The following is an 18850-nucleotide window of genomic DNA, read 5'->3' as shown; positions in this document are numbered from 1 at the left end:
AAGGCGGAACGGCCACGCCCCAAAAGGTAGCGTTAACACTCGATTCGCGAACTTCCTCTATTTTCACCCGAAAATAGATCGGGGGAAAGCGTATGTCATCCAATAATGGGACATCACCGCTTGTCGAGAATATCGCAGAACTGTTGCAGGCATTCCTGGATGCACTGCCCGACCCGGTATTCATCAAGGATGAAAACCTGAACCTCATCTATGGCAATGCCGCGCTGGACCGCTTCATCCTGAAGGCCACGGGGATGACCGACTATCTGGGGCATCCTGATCGGGACCTTTACCCCCGCGAGCAATGGGAGGGGTTTGAGCGGGAGGACCAAAAGGTTCTCGCAAAAGGTATTTCCCTCAGTGAAGAGAAAATCGGCCCCGAGATGACGGCGCTTACGAAAAAGCTGCCCGTGCGTCTGCCATCCGGCAAGATCGGCATTGCGGGCATCAATTTCGATATTACAGCCTACAAGATGGCAGAAGCGCGAGCGCGCGAGACCGAGGCCGCAAGCCGCGCCAAATCGCAATTCCTGGCCGCGATGAGCCACGAGATACGCACGCCGCTCAATGGCATTCTCGGCATGGCGCAATCCCTGATGTCGGATCCGGAACTCACACCGTCGCAGCACGACAAGGTCGAGATCCTTCTGGATTCAGGGCGCACGCTTTTGTCTCTGGTTGACGACGTTCTCGACCTGTCGAAGATCGAGGCGGGCAAGCTGGCCATTGACGCCGTGGACGGCGATCTGCGCCATGCGGTGCAGCGCATCACCCGCCTGTTTGAACCGAGAGCACGCGAGAAGGGAATTGACCTGATCGTATCGGTCGATGACTCGGCCAGCAGCGCCCTGCGCTTTGATCCCGTCCGTGTACGGCAATGCCTCTCCAATCTCATATCGAACGCGATCAAGTTCACGGATGCCGGCCAGGTGAACGTCTGCGTGGCCACCGAGCAGGAGGCCAACCACTGGCGCGTGACAGTTCAGGTCCGCGATTCCGGAATTGGAATAAGCGAAGAAGCCCTCTCCGGTCTTTTCGCTGATTTCTCGCAGGCGGATTCCTCTACGACGCGTCGGTTTGGCGGCACGGGCCTTGGCCTCTCAATCACCCGGCGCCTTGCGCGCATGATGGGTGGCGACGTTGTCGCGCAAAGCGAACCTGGCAAGGGCTCCACGTTTACACTGACATTCATGGCCGAGCCCGCCGCGCTCCATAGCCCGAAGGCGGCCTCCGGCGAGACGCCCGTGATTGCCGTAACATCGCTCACCGGCCTGCGCATTCTTCTGGCCGACGACAACCGCGTGAACCGGAAAGTAGTAAAGCTTTTCCTGACGCCGTATGATGTGCATATCACCGAGACGGAGAATGGCGAACAAGTGCTTGAGGCTCTCTCTCGCGAACCATTCGACATACTGCTGCTGGATGTCCACATGCCCGTTATGGATGGCATGGAGGCGCTGGCGGCTCTGCGCTCCAGCGATACGTCGTATCGTGACATTCCGGTGATTGCGCTGACGGCGGATGCCATGTCCGGCGACCGCGAGCGCTTTCTCTCGAAAGGGGCAAATGGCTATGTCACCAAACCGATCGATCAGGGCGATCTGCTAAGCGCCATCGCGCATGTGAACGTCCGACCAGAACCCGGAGGCAGGTCTGCCGATCCTCTGCAGGATATGCTCGCAGGGCTGGATTACCCTAAGCCACACATTGCGTCTCCTGACGATGTGATCGACGTTTTGCGTCAGGAATGGCTGACATCCACGCACACCCAGTTGAGAAGCCTGATCTACGAACTGGGCGCGGAAAATGATATTGCGGCGCCTGATGTGCACCGCATCGCTCACGATTGTCAGGGCCAGGGGCCCTTCTTTGGATTCCAGCTATTCGGCTCGATTGCCAGCGATCTCTGCTTCATCCTGCGCACCCGTTCCGGCCCAATGAATGAAGAGATGCGTGCACTGACGGGGCGCTATGTGCGCGCCATGCTCTATCTTTTGGAACAGGGAATTAGCGGAACAGGCGGCCCATCAGGCAGCGCACTTCGCTTAAAGCTGGCCGCGTGACACTTTCTGCGGGACGGGCGGCCCAGCCTGCTCAGTCACGCAAGCTGTTCGCGTCTGGAAGCGCTGGTGGATATCGGGGCGCAACGCGTGGCGTTTCAGCAAGCCCCCATCGCGCACTTGTTTCTGATGGAAGAAGATGACACGTTTCGCCGCAAAGCGATAAGGAGGAAATCGCGTGCAGGCAGGCCTTCCCATTCAGACCAACACAAGGACTTCAGCGTCACTGCTGAACCGGCGGCACCTTTTGATGGCGGGCGGCTTGAGCGCCACTCTGTCACTTGGCGCATGCGCCACAGCAGCTGAAACTTCTGCGCCCACTCCGGCAGCACCGCCCGCTCCCGATACGTCAACCCCACAACGCAAATGGGCGGTTCAGCACCTGCGCGGCATGCTCAACCTGCTTTTCCCCTCCTTTAAGGCAGACCTGAAGACACTTGACGAGGAGGGCATCCGGCTGGACGTGCGCCAATCCATCGCCCAAGGCTTTTCCGGAACGCTGCCCATGCTGGTAGGCTTTGGGGCGGATGACCCCCGCTGGGAGCAATATCACCGTATAATCATAGATGAGGCCGCCGGTAAATTTCCCGTGCACGGACTACTCTACGGCAGCACACCTGAGCAGGACATCGCCATGATGCGACGGCTGGAGGCGATGGGCGTCGACCTTTTCCTGCTCGCCTCCGTGAATGCGCCGGACCTCGACAATGAAAGCCTTTACCAGGCCATGCGCGCCAGAATCGCCGCCACTGAAAAGCCGATGATGATCTATGCGGCGCTTGGCAAGGGACGCAACTATCCGGCTCTGGGGCCGGCCGGCCAGCCACTCGACGTATTCGACCGACTAGCCGACCTGCCGAATGTCACCTCAGTGAAAATTTCCCAGCCGGTGACACTTACCTCCACACTGCAGATCTGCGAACGGGTGGCAGACCGTCTGCTGGTTGCCCCCGTCAATCTGGATTTCCTGCCCTTGCTGGCGCGCCACTATCACATGCAGTGGAGCGGCCAGTGGAATGCTGAAGCAATCCAGACACCGGCACAACAACTGGGCAATGAGCTGCTGAAGGCTTGCGCAGTACGCGACTTTGACCGCGCCGATGCCGTGGCGATGCAACTTCAGCCGGCACTAGATCATTTCTTCGCCGTACAGGCGGGCGCGATCCGCAATGGGGGGCACCCGCTGCAGCATAACAAGTATTACGTCTGGCTAAGCGGCGGGAATGGGGGGCTCGTACCCGTGTCCCCGAAAGGGGCTGAAGCAACGATCCCGACGCTTGATGCGCCTGCGCGCGCGGCCATGCGGGCCGCCTTCATTGCGTCCGGACTTACCCCGACAGATGCGCCGGAAGAACAATTCATTGTCGGCCGCGCCGCCTGGGACCGGGGAGTCCGCCCCGGCGACATGAGCGCCCTGCCCCGCTATAAGGCATAAAGCAAAAGGGCGGCCCGTGGGGCCGCCCTTTCGTTTCCGTCCTCAGGTGTCGAGAAAGCTGCGCAGTTTGCGGCTGCGGCTTGGGTGCTTGAGTTTCCTCAGCGCCTTGGCTTCGATCTGGCGGATACGTTCGCGGGTCACCGAGAATTGCTGGCCGACTTCTTCCAGCGTGTGATCGGTGTTCATGCCGATGCCGAAGCGCATGCGCAGCACGCGTTCTTCACGTGGGGTGAGCGAGGCGAGCACGCGGGTCGTCGTCTCGCGCAGGTTCGACTGGATCGCGGCGTCGACGGGCAGAAGCGCCATCTTGTCCTCGATGAAGTCGCCGAGGTTTGAATCCTCGTCGTCGCCAATCGGTGTTTCCAGCGAAATCGGCTCTTTCGCGATCTTCAGAACCTTGCGGATCTTCTCCAGCGGCAGGCCCAGCTTTTCAGCCAGCTCTTCCGGTGTCGGCTCGCGACCAATCTCGTGCAGCATCTGGCGCTGCGTTCGGATGATCTTGTTGATCGTCTCGATCATGTGCACCGGGATACGGATCGTACGGGCCTGGTCCGCGATGGAGCGCGTAATAGCCTGACGGATCCACCATGTGGCATAGGTCGAGAACTTGTAACCGCGACGGTATTCGAACTTGTCGACGGCTTTCATCAGGCCAATGTTGCCTTCCTGGATGAGATCCAGGAATTGCAGGCCACGGTTGGTGTATTTCTTGGCAATCGAAATCACGAGACGCAGGTTGGCTTCGACCATTTCCTTCTTGGCGATGCGCGCTTCGCGCTCACCCTTCTGGACGGTCTGGACCAGCACGCGATAATCATCGATCGGAATGCCGATTTCCTGCGCGATTTCCGAAATCTCGCCACGAACGGCTTCGATCTCGTCGTCCTTGCCTTCGATGAAGCGTTTCCACTTCGCCGACAGCGCCTTGACGCGTTCGCCCCATTCCGGCTCCAGCTCGTGGCCGAAATAGTTCTCGAGGAATTCCTTGCGTGGCACGCCATGCGCGTCAGCCATGCGCATCAGCTTGCCTTCCAGGCCCATCAGCTTCTTGTTGATGGCGTAGAGCTGCTCGACCAGTGCCTCGATACGGGCATTGTTGATGTGGATCGTTTTCAGGCTGTCGACGATATTGTTCGACAGCTCGTCATATTCAGCCTGGGCCTTGGGTGTGAGGTCCTTGCCTTCGAGACGACGGCCAACCAGCTTGTCCTGCAGCTTGCGGTAACGGCCGAAACCGTCAGCAATCTCGTCCAGCTTGGCGAGCACGCCTTCGCGCAGTTCCGCTTCCATGGCCGACATGGACATTGCCGCAGCATCGTCCTCGTCATCCTCATCGTCGTCGCTTGCGCCTTCTTCACCTTCGGCTTTCGCCTCGTCGGCTTCGTCTTCTTCTTCCTTGGGCTTGGGCTCAGGCGGCGGGTTTTCCGCGCCATAAGTCGCTTCAAGGTCGATCAGGTCGCGCAGAAGGATGCGCTCGTTGATAAGCTCGTCGCGCCACACCATCATGGCTTCGAAGGTCAGCGGGCTTTCGCACAGGCCGCGGATCATCGCGTCCCGGCCGGCCTCGATGCGCTTCGCAATGGCGATTTCGCCTTCGCGCGAGAGCAGTTCAACGGCGCCCATTTCACGCAGGTACATGCGCACGGGGTCGTCCGTGCGGTCAGAGCCGCGCGCATTGCCCTTCTTGGTGACAACTTTCTTGTCTTCGATCTTGGTGAGCGCCTTGCCTTCGGCTTCGGCCTCTTCCTCGCTCTCGACCACCGCAATGCCCATTTCCGAGATCTGGGACATCACATCCTCGATCTGATCCGAGGTCATGTCCTCGGCTGGCAACAGGGCGTTGACTTCGTCATGCGTAATGAAGCCGCGCTTCTGGGCGCGCTTCAGAACTTTCTTGACGTCGGTTGCGTTGAAATCGACGAGGGCGGTTTCGCCGTCCTTTTCGTCTTCACCTTCACCATCACCCGCGGTGTTCTTCTTTTTGGTGGCTGTTGCCATTCAATTCTCTCCTGTGGGTGCTCCGGCATCTGCCCTGCCGGATTGCCCAAAATTGCCCTGCGCCTTCAGCTTTCGCCGACTTTTCCTGCTGCCTCGTTCATGCGGGCCTTGAGGGCCCTACGTTCTGCGACAAGCTGATGCCTTCGGCGCCACGCAGATGGCGACGCCGTTGACTCCCCGCTCGCAGCTTCTGTGCCAGAGCCGGGATCCTGCCCGTCGGAACCTCTCACCGCCATGTATTGCTCGAGGGCTATAAGCCATTCCCGTGCCTCGGGCCCATCGGCCGCTATCTGAGGCGTGTCAGGATAATCTTTGAGCAATCTGGAAGCGCGCATGTTCCCAGTTTCGAGTAAATGGGCGCTCATGACGCTGCGGTCAATAGCTTTCCCTGCGTTCACAAAGTCCAACACGCAGTCGCGTATCTGACTGACATCCGGATCAGGGAAGATCGAGGCCGCCAGCGTTTCCGTGCCGAGCGCCAGAAGGAAGGGACTGTCAATCGCCCGCACAACGGCCCCAAGGCCGCGCAGCTTGGCTGGCGCGCCACTCTTCAATGCCGCCTGACCCGACTCGCCTGAGGCGGGATTCTGTCCCGTTCCGGGGCGCTTCCTGTTGTTGTAACTGTTATTACCAGCGTTGGTGCTGCGGCTATTATTGCTGCGGCTGGCCTGACGCACCTGCCAGAAATGATCGCGCATACGGGCCTTGAGATCGCGCTCATAGGCGGCCCGCACGCCGGGATGCTGAATCAGGGCCGACGCTGCAGCGAGGCGTGCCTCCAGCCCGGCCTGGCGCTCGGGCGTATCGAGCGGCTCGGCATCGCGCTCACGGCGCCAGAGCAGTTCTGAAAGGGCAAGACGATTGTCCAAGGCCTCCGTCATGGCCGCAGGGCCGCGCTCGCGAATCAGGTCGTCGGGGTCCATGCCATCGGGCAGCAGGACGAAATAGAGCGACCGACCCGGTTCGACATGAGGCAACGCACGGTCGAGCGCCCGGAAGGCAGCTCCGACCCCCGCCTTGTCGCCGTCAAAACAGAGCACCGGTTCGGGTCCTGCGCGCCAGAGAAGCGAGATCTGGTCCTCGGTCAGCGCGGTGCCAAGCGGTGCGACTGCGTGCCCGAAGCCGGCCTCGGCCAGCGCGATCGCATCCATATAGCCTTCGCAGACGATCAAACCGCCGCCCTCGCCCGAGCCAAGCGCTTCACGCGCCGCCTTGTAGCGATAGAGCACGCGCGACTTGTGGAAGAGAGGTGTATCGCCGGAGTTCAGGTATTTCGGCTTGGCATCGGGCGTCAGGCCCCTGCCCCCGAATGCGATGATGCCGCCACGAGAGTCCGGGATCGGGAACATCAAGCGCCCGCGGAAGGCATCATAAGGCTCGCCGCCCTTGTCGCTTTCCTTGGCGAGGCCAGCTTCCAGGATCTCCGGCATCGTGAAGCCTTCGGACTTCAGGTGTTCGATGGTCTTGCGCCAGTCATCAGGTGAATAGCCGAGCCTGTGGCGCCGCCAAGCTGCCGGCAGGAGGCCGCGCCCTTCCAGATAGGCACGCGCCGCCGCGCCTTCAGTCGATTGCAGCCGGTCTTCAAAATAGTCGGCAGCGGCCTCGCATACGGCCTGTAGCCGTTTGCGGTGATCGTACTCCTCAGCCGCCTCAGGGCTCGCCTTAGGCAGGCTCATCCCCGCTTCTTCGGCAAGTTTCTCGACAGCTTCCATGAAGGAGAGGCGCTCGGTCTCCATGATGAAACTGATGACGTCGCCGCCCATGCCGGAGGAGAAGCATTTGAATATGCGCTTCTGGTCGTTGACGTAGAAGCTCGGGCTTTTCTCATTGGTGAAGGGAGACAGGCCGACCCATTCCTTGCCCTTCTTCACCAGCTTCACCTTGCGGCCGATCACGTCCGAAGGCCGGATGCGGGCCTTCAGTTCTTCGACGAAGCCATCGGGGATGCGCACGGTCTGGGACATTGGATTGAGTGTAGCGCGTTGCGGCATTCCGGGAAACGCGGAAATAGCCCGATGAGCTGCCAATATGAAAATGGCCCCGCCTTGCGGCAGGGCCATTTCTTTTCGTACCGGACGATCCGGCGCGAGGTCTAGTCCATGTCGCGGAGGACGGGAGCAGTTTTCAGTTGCTCAGGTGTCTTGTTGATCATGACTTCACCTTCGCTGTCGCCTTGAACAACCGTGATGGCGTTAAAGTCGATGACGAGGCGTTCGTCAGAGGCAACACCCGACACGCCATCCGTAACGACGGCATGTTTCACATGGCCTTCAGCATCCATGATCAGGTCGGTGATACGTGTGTAGTTGTCGGCCACGGCCAGTTCGGCATTGGTGCCGATCAGCTCGGAAGCTAGGCTATAATCATTCAGGCCATCCTGCTCGAATTCAGCAACGCCTTCCAGCGACTCGTCGACGAGAGCGGCGGAAACTTCTGGCTCGCCTTCGGCATCAAGCTTCACGCTGACAGAGCTGAACGGGAGCGTGCCGAGGTCCCCAGCAACACCAAGTACACCACCGTCCCGGAAGACGATCTGGCCTGGCGCACCATCCTTGCCGATGAGGACGTCGGCTACCGTAGCGATTTTTTCGCCATCTGCGCCGATGATGTCATCACCAATCAGCTCAGAGGCTTCATATTCGCCAGCGGCCATCACGTACGAGGCACGGGCAACTTCGACCTCATCCATGGTCGTGTTGTCGACCGTGGCGTCAGCCATGTCAGTGGATTCAGTATGAGCTGTCGTGTCGTTCACACCAGCAGTGTCAACGGTCGTGTCAGCGCCGGAGCAGGCAGCCAGAAGGGCGATAGCGGCGACGGCACCGATAGGGGCAATATAATGTTTCATAGTAAGGTCCTTTCCTTGCAATAACATCCGCTCAACGCGATATGCCGCCGCCCGGTTCCCCTTAAAGTCTGCATTTTCGGAAAGGAATCGTGGAGGAACCGCGCAGGGCGCAGTCGCTTCAACAGATTTCAATATCGAGTTGCCTCAGGAGCGGGAGAGCGCTTCGCGGACCGCTTTACCGGCACTGCCCGTATCAATCATGCCGGGAAATTTCTTCTTCAGTGCCGACATGCAGCGCCCGACATCCTTGAGCTTGGACGCGCCGAGGTCTTCGACAATATCTTTCACCGCCGCTTCAAGCTTGGTGCCGCTCAGCGGCACCGGCAGGAATTTCTGGATGACTTCGATTTCTTCGCGCTCGCGAATGGCATCCTCAAGGCGACCGGCTTCCTCATGCTCGCGTGCGGACACCTCGCGTTGGGCGACCATGGTTTCGAGCACCGAGCGCACATCCGCGTCCGGGCAGCCTTCGCCGACACCGCGACCACGCGCACAGACATCCCTGTCGCGCACGGCGCACTCGATCAGTCGCAGCGTCGCCATACGGACGTCGCTTGCGCCTTTTTCGGTCTCGGATTTCAATGCCTGGACGATGCGCGCCTTGAGCGACATCGTTTCAGTTGTATCCTCTCGGCCCATGCCGTTATTGCCTTTCACATGCCGCATGCGCCACTTTGCTTGACGATGCGCAGACTCAGCCCCATTAACCGGACAAAATCTTCGGTCGGTTGGGTTAACGACCGGGAAACGGCCCGGAAGCGAAATGAGATATGACTAAAGACACCAAAGTTCAAGCTGACTCACCAGCGACGGGAGCCGTCGCCCTGGCAGATGGCACCATTTTCCTAGGATTCGGCGCAGGCGCTGCAGGAACAAATGTCGGTGAGATTTGCTTCAATACCAGCATCACCGGCTATGAAGAGATCCTGACGGACCCTTCCTATGCCTCGCAGGTCGTTCTCTTCACCTTCCCGCATATCGGAAATGTCGGCGCCAATGCCGACGATCAGGAAGAATCGTCCCTTGAGGGCATGAAAGCCGCTCGCGGCGCCATTTTCCGCGAGCCTATCACCGCGCCGTCCAATTTCCGCTCCACCAGCCACTTTGACACCTGGATGAAATCACGCGGCATTATCGGCCTCTCGGGTGTGGATACACGCGCAATGACCCGGATGATCCGCGAAAAGGGCATGCAGAAGGTGGCCATCTGCCACCAGCCGGAAGGCGGTATCGATACCGATGCCCTTATCGAACAGGCCCGCGCCTGGAAAGGCCTGGACGACGCTGACCTCGCAGCAGACGTTGTCAGCGACGCGAACTACGAAAACAACCAGCAGATATGGGCCGCCGGAAGTGGCTATGGCGCGCTCGAGGACGCGAAATTCCACGTCGTCGTTGTCGATTTCGGCGTGAAGAAAAACATCCTGCGCAATCTCGCCAGCGTCGGCGCGCGCAGCACGGTCGTGAACGGTGATGCGACGGCGGCCGAGATCGCGGCGCTGAAGCCTGATGGCGTTGTCTTCTCCAACGGCCCCGGCGACCCGGCAGCGACCATCCTGCGCTCCGGCGACATGATCCGCGACGTGATTGCCAGCGGCACGCCCATCCTCGGCATCTGCCTCGGCCACCAGCTGCTGGCGCTCGCGCTCGGCGCCAAGACGATGAAAATGGCCCAAGGCCACCATGGTGCCAACCACCCGGTTCGCGACCACACGACTGGCAAGGTAGAGATCGTGTCGATGAACCACGGCTTCACAGTTGATCCGTCGACGCTGCCGGAAGGCGTCGAGGAGAGCCACACGTCACTTTTTGACGGCACCAATTCCGGCCTCAGCGTCGCAGGCAAGCCGATCATCTCGGTTCAGCACCACCCCGAAGCATCGCCCGGACCACAGGACAGCTTCTACCTGTTCGACCGCTTTGCCGGCTTGATGGCCGACCATCGTGGCTAAGACTTCCGGCGCAGGCCGGATCGTCCTGCACACCTGATCCGCATGGACATCGCTGTCGCGCCTCCAAGTGACAACAGGCTCGGCGTCATTGCCGGGGACTTGTCGCTTAAGGGCTGGAGCTGGCAGCCGGGCATGCTGCCGGACGCGCTCGTGTCAGCGCTTCGCGCCGAAATCCTCGAGCGCGACATAGAGCAGGACCTCGACCCGGCTGGCATTGGGCGCGAGGACATGTTCCAGCTCGCCCGCGATGTGCGCCGCACCCGCATCTCGTGGATGGATGGATTAAGCCCCGCCCAGAAGGCTTTCCTGGCCTGGGCGGAGCCCATTCGTGAAAGTCTGAACCGCGCCCTGATGCTGGGCCTGTTCGATTTCGAGGCCTGCTTTGCCGTCTATCCGGTCGAGGGCTTCTATGATCGCCACGTCGACAGTTTCGCAGGGGCGCGCAACCGCGTCATCTCGCTGGTCGTCTATCTCAACGAAGCCTGGAGCGATGATCTTGGCGGTGCCCTTGTCATCTGGCCGGAGGGCGCAGACGAAGCAGATGCCCCAGTTGCCCGGCTGCTGCCCGAAGGGGCCGGCGCTGTGTTCATGCTATCGGAAACGGTTCCCCATGCTGTGGAAGTCACCCAGGCGCGTCGTTATGGAATTGCTGGCTGGTGGCGGGTCAACCAGTCGGGCATCGATCGCGTTGACCCGCTGACCTAGCGCAGTCCGCGCAGCAATTCCTCGAAAGCCTCGAACAGATTGTCCGCTGTTACGCCCGGATCCTTGCGCGACAGCGAAAATCCCGCCCCATTCAGCGCGTTGAGCAGCATCACCGACATCGGAACGACCCGCTCATCGCTGATATGGCCCTGCTTGGCCAGATAGCGCAGGCCATTGGCGACGTTGTTGCGCCCTAGCCGATCATCATTCTCCTGCCACCGATCGAGGCCCATCACGGCGCGCCCGTCTGTCAGCACGATACGCTGGTAGGCCTGAGTGGACGCCCATTTGAAATAAACCCGCGTGCCAGCAAGGAAGGCTGCATAGGGATCGGTCGACGAGATGGCTGCAGCCGCAGCGGCGCGCGTTTCGGCGTCCATTTCAAGCTGCACCTCGGTCCAGACTTCCCTGAACAGGGCTTCCTTGTTTGCAAAATGGTAGAACAAGGCACCCTTGGTCGTGCCGGCATCGTGAACGATCGCCGCGATTGACGTGTCCGTATACCCCTTTGTTTCAAACAGATGCCGGGCCGCTGCAAGGATAGTGCGGCGGGTCTCCTCAGCTTGCTCTGGCGTACGCTTGACCATTGGTCATTTGGCCTATTGTTGCCTTATCATACCAGTGGTATGTAAAACTTACAATTGGATGGGTTTCCTCCGTGAAATTTGACCAATCGCAATTACGCAGGCTGGGTGGGGATCCGTATTGCCTGCGAATGGTGGACAGAATGGCCGCTCTGGACCCTTTTGGGCGACCGGGCGGTCATTTTTGTTCAGGCCTCAGAATTACCGTTCCTGATCGGGCAGCGCGCACCTTTACCCCACGAAAATCCGGGAAATGCTTCACGAAACGGCTTCGCGTCGCTATCTTTGGCTCATGACTGATCAAGCGCCCCAGCCCAAGCTCGAAATCCGGATCATTCCGGTTACGCCCCTCCAGCAGAACACGTCCATGATCTGGTCGACCGCGACCATGGAAGGCGTCTTCATCGATCCGGGCGGCGAAGTTGACCGGCTGATGGCGGCGGCTGAGCAATTCGGCGTCAAGATCGTCGCTGTGTGGCTCACGCATGGGCATCTGGACCATGCCGGCGCGGCCACGGCCGTTTCAGAGCGCACGGGATGCCCCATCATCGGCCCTCACGAGGATGACCAGTGGCTCCTTGACGAAGTCGAAGCGCAGGGCGCCAAATATGGTATCACGGACGGCAAGAACGTCACTCCCACGCGCTACCTGCACGATGGTGACGAACTGGAGCTTGGCGGCACAAAATTTGGTGTCGCCCACTGTCCTGGGCACACGCCCGGTCATGTCGTGATCTACAACAAGGAAGGCGCCCTCGCCTTTGTCGGCGATGTTCTCTTCCAGGGCTCTGTTGGCCGGACGGACTTTCCACGCGGCAATCACCAGCAGCTGATCGACTCCATCACCGGCAAGCTGTGGCCGCTCGGCAATGACATGCGTTTCGTGCCCGGCCACGGCCCCATTTCGACGTTCGGGCATGAGCGCCAGTCCAATCCCTTCGTCGCCGATAGCGTCACAGGGTATCAGGGCGCCGCGCGCGAAGAAGCTGACATTATGAGCCAGAAACTGTCCAAACGCTGGACCTGATGGCGATTGTGCCCGTTCTCCTAACCAGCTTGTAACAGGAAAGCATGGAACCGCTCCTTGTCACAGGACGTTTGCACCCCGTGATCAAGATAAGGAGCACACAATGACAACCTATATGAAGCTCTTCGCAGCAGGCGCGAGCGCCATTGTCCTCGCCGCTTGTACATCCAGCGGTACGACTGAGAAGAACGCCGCTTATGGCGCAGCAGCAGGCGCCGTTGCAGGTGCCGTGATTGGTAACAATGTTGGTGATGGCGATGCCCAGCGTGGCGCCGTTATTGGTGGTGTGCTCGGTGGTGCAGCCGGTGCAGCCAAAGGCTGTTCGGAGTCTGAAGACTGCGACATGCCCGGCGTGAAAGACCAGGAAGACGAACGTGACGCTGATGGCGACGGCTATGCCAACGCATATGACCGTTACCCTTACGACTCGCGTCGTTGGTAGTACCATACTGATCGGCGATTAGACTTCGCCGCGATGAGCCCCGTATTCCATCAGGAGTGCGGGGCTTTTTTTTATGCGCGAAATGGCCCATCACGTCTGCCACAATCCGCCCAGATTCCGCCCTTGAATGACCTTGTCCGATACCGGAACGCCTCCCCAAGTGACGCCGTTTCTTCCAGGTCCGCACATCAGCCGGACGTAGACCTGGAACACTCCATGACGCCCGCCTATCCTGTCCGTGATGACACACCCGCTTTCCTGGCCATGGTGAGCCGACGTGCTCCAGAGGCTGTCGTGCGTGACTGCGTAGACGCATGGGTCTACGCTTGGTCGAGCGATGCCTGCACGACAGATATGGAAGTCCTGCGCCCGCTCATGGGTGAGGGCAATCTGAACATGATGAGTGATTTCGGTTCGGATATCGCCTTGAGCGACTCATTTGATACTTACCAAGCCGTTTGGATGCCGGTACTGCGCGAGACGTTTCGTTCCTGGCAACTGGGTATCGCGTCGGATGTCGACATCCGAGCGTCGCAGAGCCTCGCATCAGCGGCCTATTTTACGCTTTTTGAAGGCGAGACACACGAGGGCACGTCAATGATCCAGCGCCAGGCTGTTTCTGCCGTGTGGGAGATCCAGAATGGTGAGTGGCGCCTCGTGCAGGAGCACACGTCAATCGACTCCGAAGGCCGCATGGCTTGATCGGCCGCCGTCACCCTGCTGCGACAACACGACCCTCTCTTACCCCCTGCTATCCCAAAGCCAGATGAGATAGCAGCCACGGACCTGTTTACCCTTGCCCTTGGCACCGACTCCCCGCTATGAGGCAGCCGTTTGACCGGGAGAGAGAATTACCATGCCGAAGCGCACTGATATCAAATCGATCCTCGTCATCGGTGCCGGCCCGATCATTATCGGCCAGGCCTGCGAATTCGATTATTCCGGCGTTCAGGCGGTCAAGGCGCTGAAGTCCGAGGGCTACCGGGTCATCCTGGTGAACTCCAATCCGGCGACGATCATGACCGATCCGGACCTCGCCGACGCGACTTATATCGAGCCGATCACGCCAGAAATTGTCGAGAAGATCATCGAAGTCGAAAAGCCTGACGCCCTGCTCCCCACGATGGGCGGCCAGACGGCGCTGAACTGCGCACTCGACCTCCACTATGCCGGCGTCCTCGAAAAGCATGGCGTCGAGCTGATCGGCGCCAAGGCGGAAGCCATCGAGATGGCCGAAGACCGCAAGCTGTTCCGTGAAGCCATGGACCGGATCGGCCTCGAAAACCCGCGCGCCGCCATCATCGCCTCACCGGAAATCCGCGGCGAGAATGGCAAGATCAAGGGTTATGACCGCATCTCGGGCCTCAAGGCCGCGATGGACGCGCTCGAAACCGTGGGCCTTCCGGCGATCATCCGCCCCGCCTACACTCTGGGCGGCACAGGCGGCGGCATTGCCTACAATGTAGAGGAATACGAAGAGATTTGCCGCTCTGGCATCGCCGCTTCGCCAAACGCCCAGATCCTGATCGATGAAAGTCTGCTCGGGTGGAAAGAATACGAGATGGAAGTCGTCCGCGACACGGCGGACAATTGCATCATCATCTGCTCCATCGAAAATATCGACCCGATGGGCGTGCACACAGGTGACTCTATTACGGTCGCACCAGCCCTGACGCTGACCGACAAAGAATACCAGATCATGCGCAACGCCTCGATTGCGGTCCTCCGCGAGATCGGCGTCGAAACGGGCGGCTCGAACGTGCAGTTCGCCGTCAATCCGAAAGACGGCCGTCTGATCGTCATCGAGATGAACCCGCGGGTCTCGCGCTCCTCGGCGCTGGCCTCCAAGGCCACCGGCTTCCCGATTGCCAAGATCGCCGCGAAGCTCGCAGTCGGCTACACGCTCGACGATCTCGACAATGATATTACCGGCGTCACGCCCGCCAGCTTCGAACCAACGATCGATTACGTCGTCACCAAGATACCGCGCTTCGCCTTCGAGAAGTACAAGGGCGCCGATCCGGTCCTCACCACGGCGATGAAATCAGTCGGTGAAGCCATGGCTATCGGCCGCAGCTTCCAGGAAAGCCTCCAGAAAGCGCTCTGCTCGCTCGAGACGGGCCTTTGCGGCCTTGATGACCTGCCGTTTGAAACAGACGCTGCCCTGCGCCAGGCCCTCGCGCTGCCAACGCCAGACCGCCTCCGCGTCGTTGCACAGGCCTTCCGCGAAGGCATGAGCGTCGAGGAAGTGCACGGCGTCACCTCCATCGACCCATGGTTCCTCCGTCAGATCCAGGAGATTACCGAAGTCGAGGCCAAGGTCCGCGCCAAAGGCCTGCCTGATGATGCGCGCGCATTGACCGAGCTGAAATCCATGGGCTTCTCCGACAAGCGCCTCGGCCAGCTGGTCGACAAGACAGAAGCCTGGATCCGCGGCTATCGCCACACGCTGAACGTGCGCCCAGTCTACAAGCGCATCGACACCTGCGCCGCTGAGTTCGCCGCCAAGACGCCTTACCTCTACTCCACCTACGAGCACGCCTCGTTTGGCACCGAAGCGCCGGACTGCGAGGCCCTGCCCTCGACCCGCGACAAGGCCATCATCCTCGGTGGCGGCCCCAACCGGATCGGCCAGGGCATCGAGTTCGACTATTGCTGCTGCCACGCGGCCTACGCGATGGAAGACCTCGGCATCGAGTCAATTATGGTCAACTGCAACCCGGAAACCGTCTCTACCGACTATGACACGTCAGACCGTCTCTATTTCGAGCCACTGACCGACGAGCATGTGCTGGAGATCATTTACAAGGAACAGAGCGCCGGCACGCTGAAAGGCATGATCGTCCAGTTCGGCGGCCAGACCCCGCTGAAGCTCGCCAGCACGCTGCACGCCGAGAATGTGCCAATCCTCGGCACCAGCCCCGACTCCATCGACCTCGCCGAGGACCGCGAACGCTTCGCCGCCCTGCTCGACAAGCTGAATATCCAGCAGGCCCCCTCGCGCGTCGCCCGCAGCGTGGAAGAAGCTGAAGTGAAGGCCCACGAGATCGGCTATCCGGTCATGCTTCGCCCGTCATTCGTGCTCGGCGGCCGCGCCATGGAAATCGCCCGCGATGACGAAGACCTGCGCAAGTTCGCCGCCGAGGCCCTTATGGTCTCCGGCGACGCCTCGCTCTTCATCGACCGCTACTTGTCAGATGCCATCGAAGTCGACGTAGACGCCATCTGCGACGGCACGAACGTCCACGTCGCGGGCATCATGGAGCATATCGAGGAAGCCGGCGTCCATTCCGGCGACAGCGCCTGCGCCCTGCCGCCTTACACGCTGTCTGCCGAATTGCAGGCCCGCCTCGCGGAACAGACGAAGGCCCTCGCCCTTGCGCTCAAGGTGTGCGGTCTCATCAACATCCAATTCGCGGTCAAAGGCGACGAGATCTACGTCCTCGAAGCCAACCCGCGCGCCAGCCGTACCGTGCCCTTCGTGGCCAAGGCAGTCGGCGCACCGATTGCGGGCATTGCCGCCAAGGTCATGGCCGGCGAATCGCTCACCAGCTTCGACCTGACCAATGCCAATCCACGCCGCGTCGCCGTCAAGGAAGCCGTCTTCCCGTTCGCCCGCTTCCCGGGTGTCGACCCGCAGCTTGGCCCGGAAATGCGCTCAACCGGTGAAGTCATGGGCTGGGACGATGATTTCGGCATGGCTTTCCTGAAGTCCCAGCTCGGCGTCGGCGTCCGCCTGCCCGAAAGCGGCAAGGTCTTCATCTCGGTGCGCGATTCCGACAAGAAAGCCATTGCCGAAGCGGCGCGCAAACTGGTCGACATGGGCTTCACCCTGATCGCCACCAGCGGCACAGCCACCTTCTTTGAGGAGCAGGGCCTGCCCGTTCAACGCGTCAACAAGGTGCTTGAAGGCCAACCCCATATCGTCGACGCCATGATCAATGGCGACGTGCAACTGATGTTTAATACAACTGAAGGTGCCGCCTCGCTGTCCGATAGCGCGTCGATCCGCCGGACCGCCGTTAACCGCAAGATCCCATATTTCACAACACTTTCAGCCTCGATTGCCTCCGTTCAGGCTATCACGAGCCTGAAAACACGGGAAATCTCGGTGCGCGCCTTGCAATCGGTCTGACCGAGGCCCACTTGACGGCCTCTCATTTTGCGACAAGCATTTCGCGCCAATATACAAAATAAAGGACCTGACATGGAACGCATTCCCATGACCGCTGAAGGCCATGCTGCGCTTCAGACAGAACTGAAGGCTCTGAAATCCGTCGAACGCCCGAGCATCATCGCGGCGATCGCCGAAGCGCGCGCGCATGGCGACCTCTCCGAGAACGCCGAATATCATGCCGCCAAGGAGAAGCAGAGCTTCATCGAAGGCCGTATCAGCGAGATCGACGACAAGCTCGCCCGGGCTGACGTCATCGATGTCTCCAAATTCTCCGGCACCAAGATCCGCTTCGGCGCGACCGTCACCATTGTCGACGTCGATACCGAAGACGAGCAGACCTACAAGATCGTCGGCGAAGACGAGGCCTCCGTGAAACTCGGCAAGATCTCCGTCACCTCGCCTATCGCCCGTGCCCTGATCGGCAAAGAGGAGGGTGACGAAGCCGAGGTTTCCGCGCCCTCTGGCGCCCGGGCCTACGAGATAGCCAAGGTCGAGTACAAATAATGGGCGGGGCGGGCCTGCTCGGACCTTCAGTCTGGGCGGTGTCCGATGGCCGCGCAGGCAACGCCTCGCAGGTGCGCGCAATCCTGCAGGCGCTCGGCGAAACACGCCGCTGGATGAAGATCGCCCACATCGACGGCGCCGCGCACCGGGCCGACCCGGTCACGCTGAGCCCGCGCGCGCCTTGGACATGGCTGCCCGCCGACAAATGGCCCTTGCTTCCGCATTCCCTCCCTGCGGCCCAGCGCGGCGTGCTGGAAGGCCCATGGCCGACAGTCTGGATTGCCGCCGGCCGCCGCTCCGCCCCCTTCACGCGGGCCGTGCGCGAACTGTCTGGCGGGAAGACGCTTACCGTCCAGATCCTCGACCCCAATATCGACCCATCCAATTTCGACATGCTGGTCGCCCCCAGCCATGACGAGGTCACCGGCCCCAATGTGATCGAGACGATCGGTTCGCCGTCCTATTTCGCGCCCGATACGATCGAGGATGCCGGACAGGCCTTCGCCGATCTCGCCGACGAGCGCGCCAAGAGCGCCATTGTCATCATTGGCGGCGATTCAAAGACGCACACGTTCACCGAGGCCGCCGCCGAGCGCCTCGAAGGCCAGCTGCGCCAGCTCGCGGGCCTCGGCTGGCGCCTGCGCATCACCACGTCGCGCCGTACGCCTCTGCAGATGGTCACCCGTTTCCGCAACGTGGCAGACCAGACTGGCGCCCGCTTCTGGTCCGGCCCCGAAGACGGCCAGAACCCTTATATCGCCTGGCTCGCTTTTTCTGATGTCGCCATCGTCACCGAGGACAGTTCCAACATGCTGTCGGACGCCGCCTGGCACGGCTTGCCGATCCATATCGCGCGCCTTGAGGGGCGCCACGACAAGTTCGACCGCCTGCATGACAGCCTGATCCAGCATGGCGCCGCCCGCTGGTTCGGCGGCACGCTCGAAACCTGGAGCTACAAACCCCTGCGCGAAGCCGACCGCGTCGCCGACGCCATCGTCGCCCGGCTGCTCGAACGCTATCCCCAGCCCGACATGCCCGCCAGCGGCACCCACGTCGCCCCACCCGACTGGATGAGCTGAGGCTTCCCCCCCTCCGCCCCTTCGGGGCACCTCCCCCGC

Annotated in this window: 15 protein-coding genes; 10 read left to right on the top strand and 5 right to left on the bottom strand. The window is 60.8% G+C overall.

The features are described from left to right. Positions 1–92 precede the first annotated feature (92 nt). Positions 93–2063 carry a PAS domain-containing sensor histidine kinase gene (locus V7651_RS08540; RefSeq protein WP_335612912.1) on the top strand — a complete coding sequence of 657 codons (1971 nt, stop codon included), beginning with the start codon at positions 93–95 and terminating at the stop codon, positions 2061–2063. A 388-nt stretch (positions 2064–2451) separates the two neighbouring features. Next, positions 2452–3495, top strand: coding sequence for a dihydrodipicolinate synthase family protein (locus V7651_RS08535; RefSeq protein ID WP_335612911.1), 1044 nt, complete (start codon positions 2452–2454; stop codon positions 3493–3495). 42 nt (positions 3496–3537) lie between these two features. On the opposite strand, the gene rpoD is transcribed toward V7651_RS08535, so the two are convergent. From rpoD to V7651_RS08515, 4 genes are all read right to left on the bottom strand, one after another. Beyond that, the gene (gene rpoD, locus V7651_RS08530) at positions 3538–5493 is read right to left on the bottom strand and encodes an RNA polymerase sigma factor RpoD (RefSeq protein WP_335612910.1); all 1956 of its coding nucleotides are present in this window, start codon (positions 5491–5493) and stop codon (positions 3538–3540) included. A 65-nt stretch (positions 5494–5558) separates the two neighbouring features. Continuing rightward, positions 5559–7457, bottom strand: coding sequence for a DNA primase (gene dnaG, locus V7651_RS08525; protein ID WP_335612909.1), 1899 nt, complete (start codon positions 7455–7457; stop codon positions 5559–5561). A 128-nt stretch (positions 7458–7585) separates the two neighbouring features. Then, positions 7586–8341 carry a PRC-barrel domain-containing protein gene (locus V7651_RS08520; protein ID WP_335612908.1) on the bottom strand — a complete coding sequence of 252 codons (756 nt, stop codon included), beginning with the start codon at positions 8339–8341 and terminating at the stop codon, positions 7586–7588. 144 nt (positions 8342–8485) lie between these two features. Further along, complete coding sequence (locus V7651_RS08515) at positions 8486–9007, bottom strand: GatB/YqeY domain-containing protein (protein ID WP_335612907.1); 522 nt, start codon at positions 9005–9007, stop codon at positions 8486–8488. Positions 9008–9111: 104 nt separating this feature from the next. Here V7651_RS08515 and carA point away from each other — a divergent pair, with 104 nt between their 5' ends. Both carA and V7651_RS08505 read left to right on the top strand, forming a co-directional pair. Next, a complete protein-coding gene (carA, locus tag V7651_RS08510; RefSeq protein WP_335612906.1) occupies positions 9112–10293 on the top strand; it encodes a glutamine-hydrolyzing carbamoyl-phosphate synthase small subunit in 1182 nt (393 codons plus the stop codon). A gap of 42 nt (positions 10294–10335) precedes the next feature. Continuing rightward, a complete protein-coding gene (locus tag V7651_RS08505; protein WP_335612905.1) occupies positions 10336–10998 on the top strand; it encodes a 2OG-Fe(II) oxygenase in 663 nt (220 codons plus the stop codon). Here V7651_RS08505 and V7651_RS08500 read toward each other — a convergent pair. Beyond that, positions 10995–11585, bottom strand: coding sequence for a TetR/AcrR family transcriptional regulator (locus tag V7651_RS08500; protein ID WP_051624381.1), 591 nt, complete (start codon positions 11583–11585; stop codon positions 10995–10997). The two genes, V7651_RS08505 and V7651_RS08500, sit on opposite strands and share 4 nt — an antisense overlap. A 289-nt stretch (positions 11586–11874) precedes the next feature. On the opposite strand from V7651_RS08500, the gene V7651_RS08495 reads away from it, so the two are divergent. From V7651_RS08495 to V7651_RS08470, 6 genes are all read left to right on the top strand, one after another. Further along, a complete protein-coding gene (locus V7651_RS08495) occupies positions 11875–12609 on the top strand; it encodes an MBL fold metallo-hydrolase (protein WP_035535119.1) in 735 nt (244 codons plus the stop codon). 103 nt (positions 12610–12712) lie between these two features. Beyond that, positions 12713–13051: a YMGG-like glycine zipper-containing protein gene (locus V7651_RS08490; RefSeq protein WP_051615706.1), complete on the top strand. Its 339-nt coding sequence runs from the start codon at positions 12713–12715 to the stop codon at positions 13049–13051. A 216-nt stretch (positions 13052–13267) separates the two neighbouring features. After that, on the top strand, positions 13268–13753 hold the full coding sequence (locus V7651_RS08485) for a nuclear transport factor 2 family protein (protein WP_035534718.1): 486 nt from the start codon (positions 13268–13270) through the stop codon (positions 13751–13753). A gap of 154 nt (positions 13754–13907) precedes the next feature. Next, positions 13908–17186: a carbamoyl-phosphate synthase large subunit gene (carB, locus tag V7651_RS08480; protein WP_335612904.1), complete on the top strand. Its 3279-nt coding sequence runs from the start codon at positions 13908–13910 to the stop codon at positions 17184–17186. Positions 17187–17258: 72 nt separating this feature from the next. After that, complete coding sequence (gene greA / locus V7651_RS08475) at positions 17259–17732, top strand: transcription elongation factor GreA (RefSeq protein WP_035534724.1); 474 nt, start codon at positions 17259–17261, stop codon at positions 17730–17732. Next, complete coding sequence (locus V7651_RS08470; protein ID WP_035534726.1) at positions 17732–18811, top strand: mitochondrial fission ELM1 family protein; 1080 nt, start codon at positions 17732–17734, stop codon at positions 18809–18811. The genes greA and V7651_RS08470 overlap by 1 nt, the downstream gene beginning before the upstream one ends. Positions 18812–18850 lie beyond the last annotated feature (39 nt).

Source organism: Hyphomonas oceanitis (assembly GCF_036964545.1).
Classification (GTDB): Bacteria; Pseudomonadota; Alphaproteobacteria; order Caulobacterales; family Hyphomonadaceae; genus Hyphomonas; species Hyphomonas oceanitis.
This window is presented reverse-complemented; position numbering and strand designations above follow the sequence as displayed.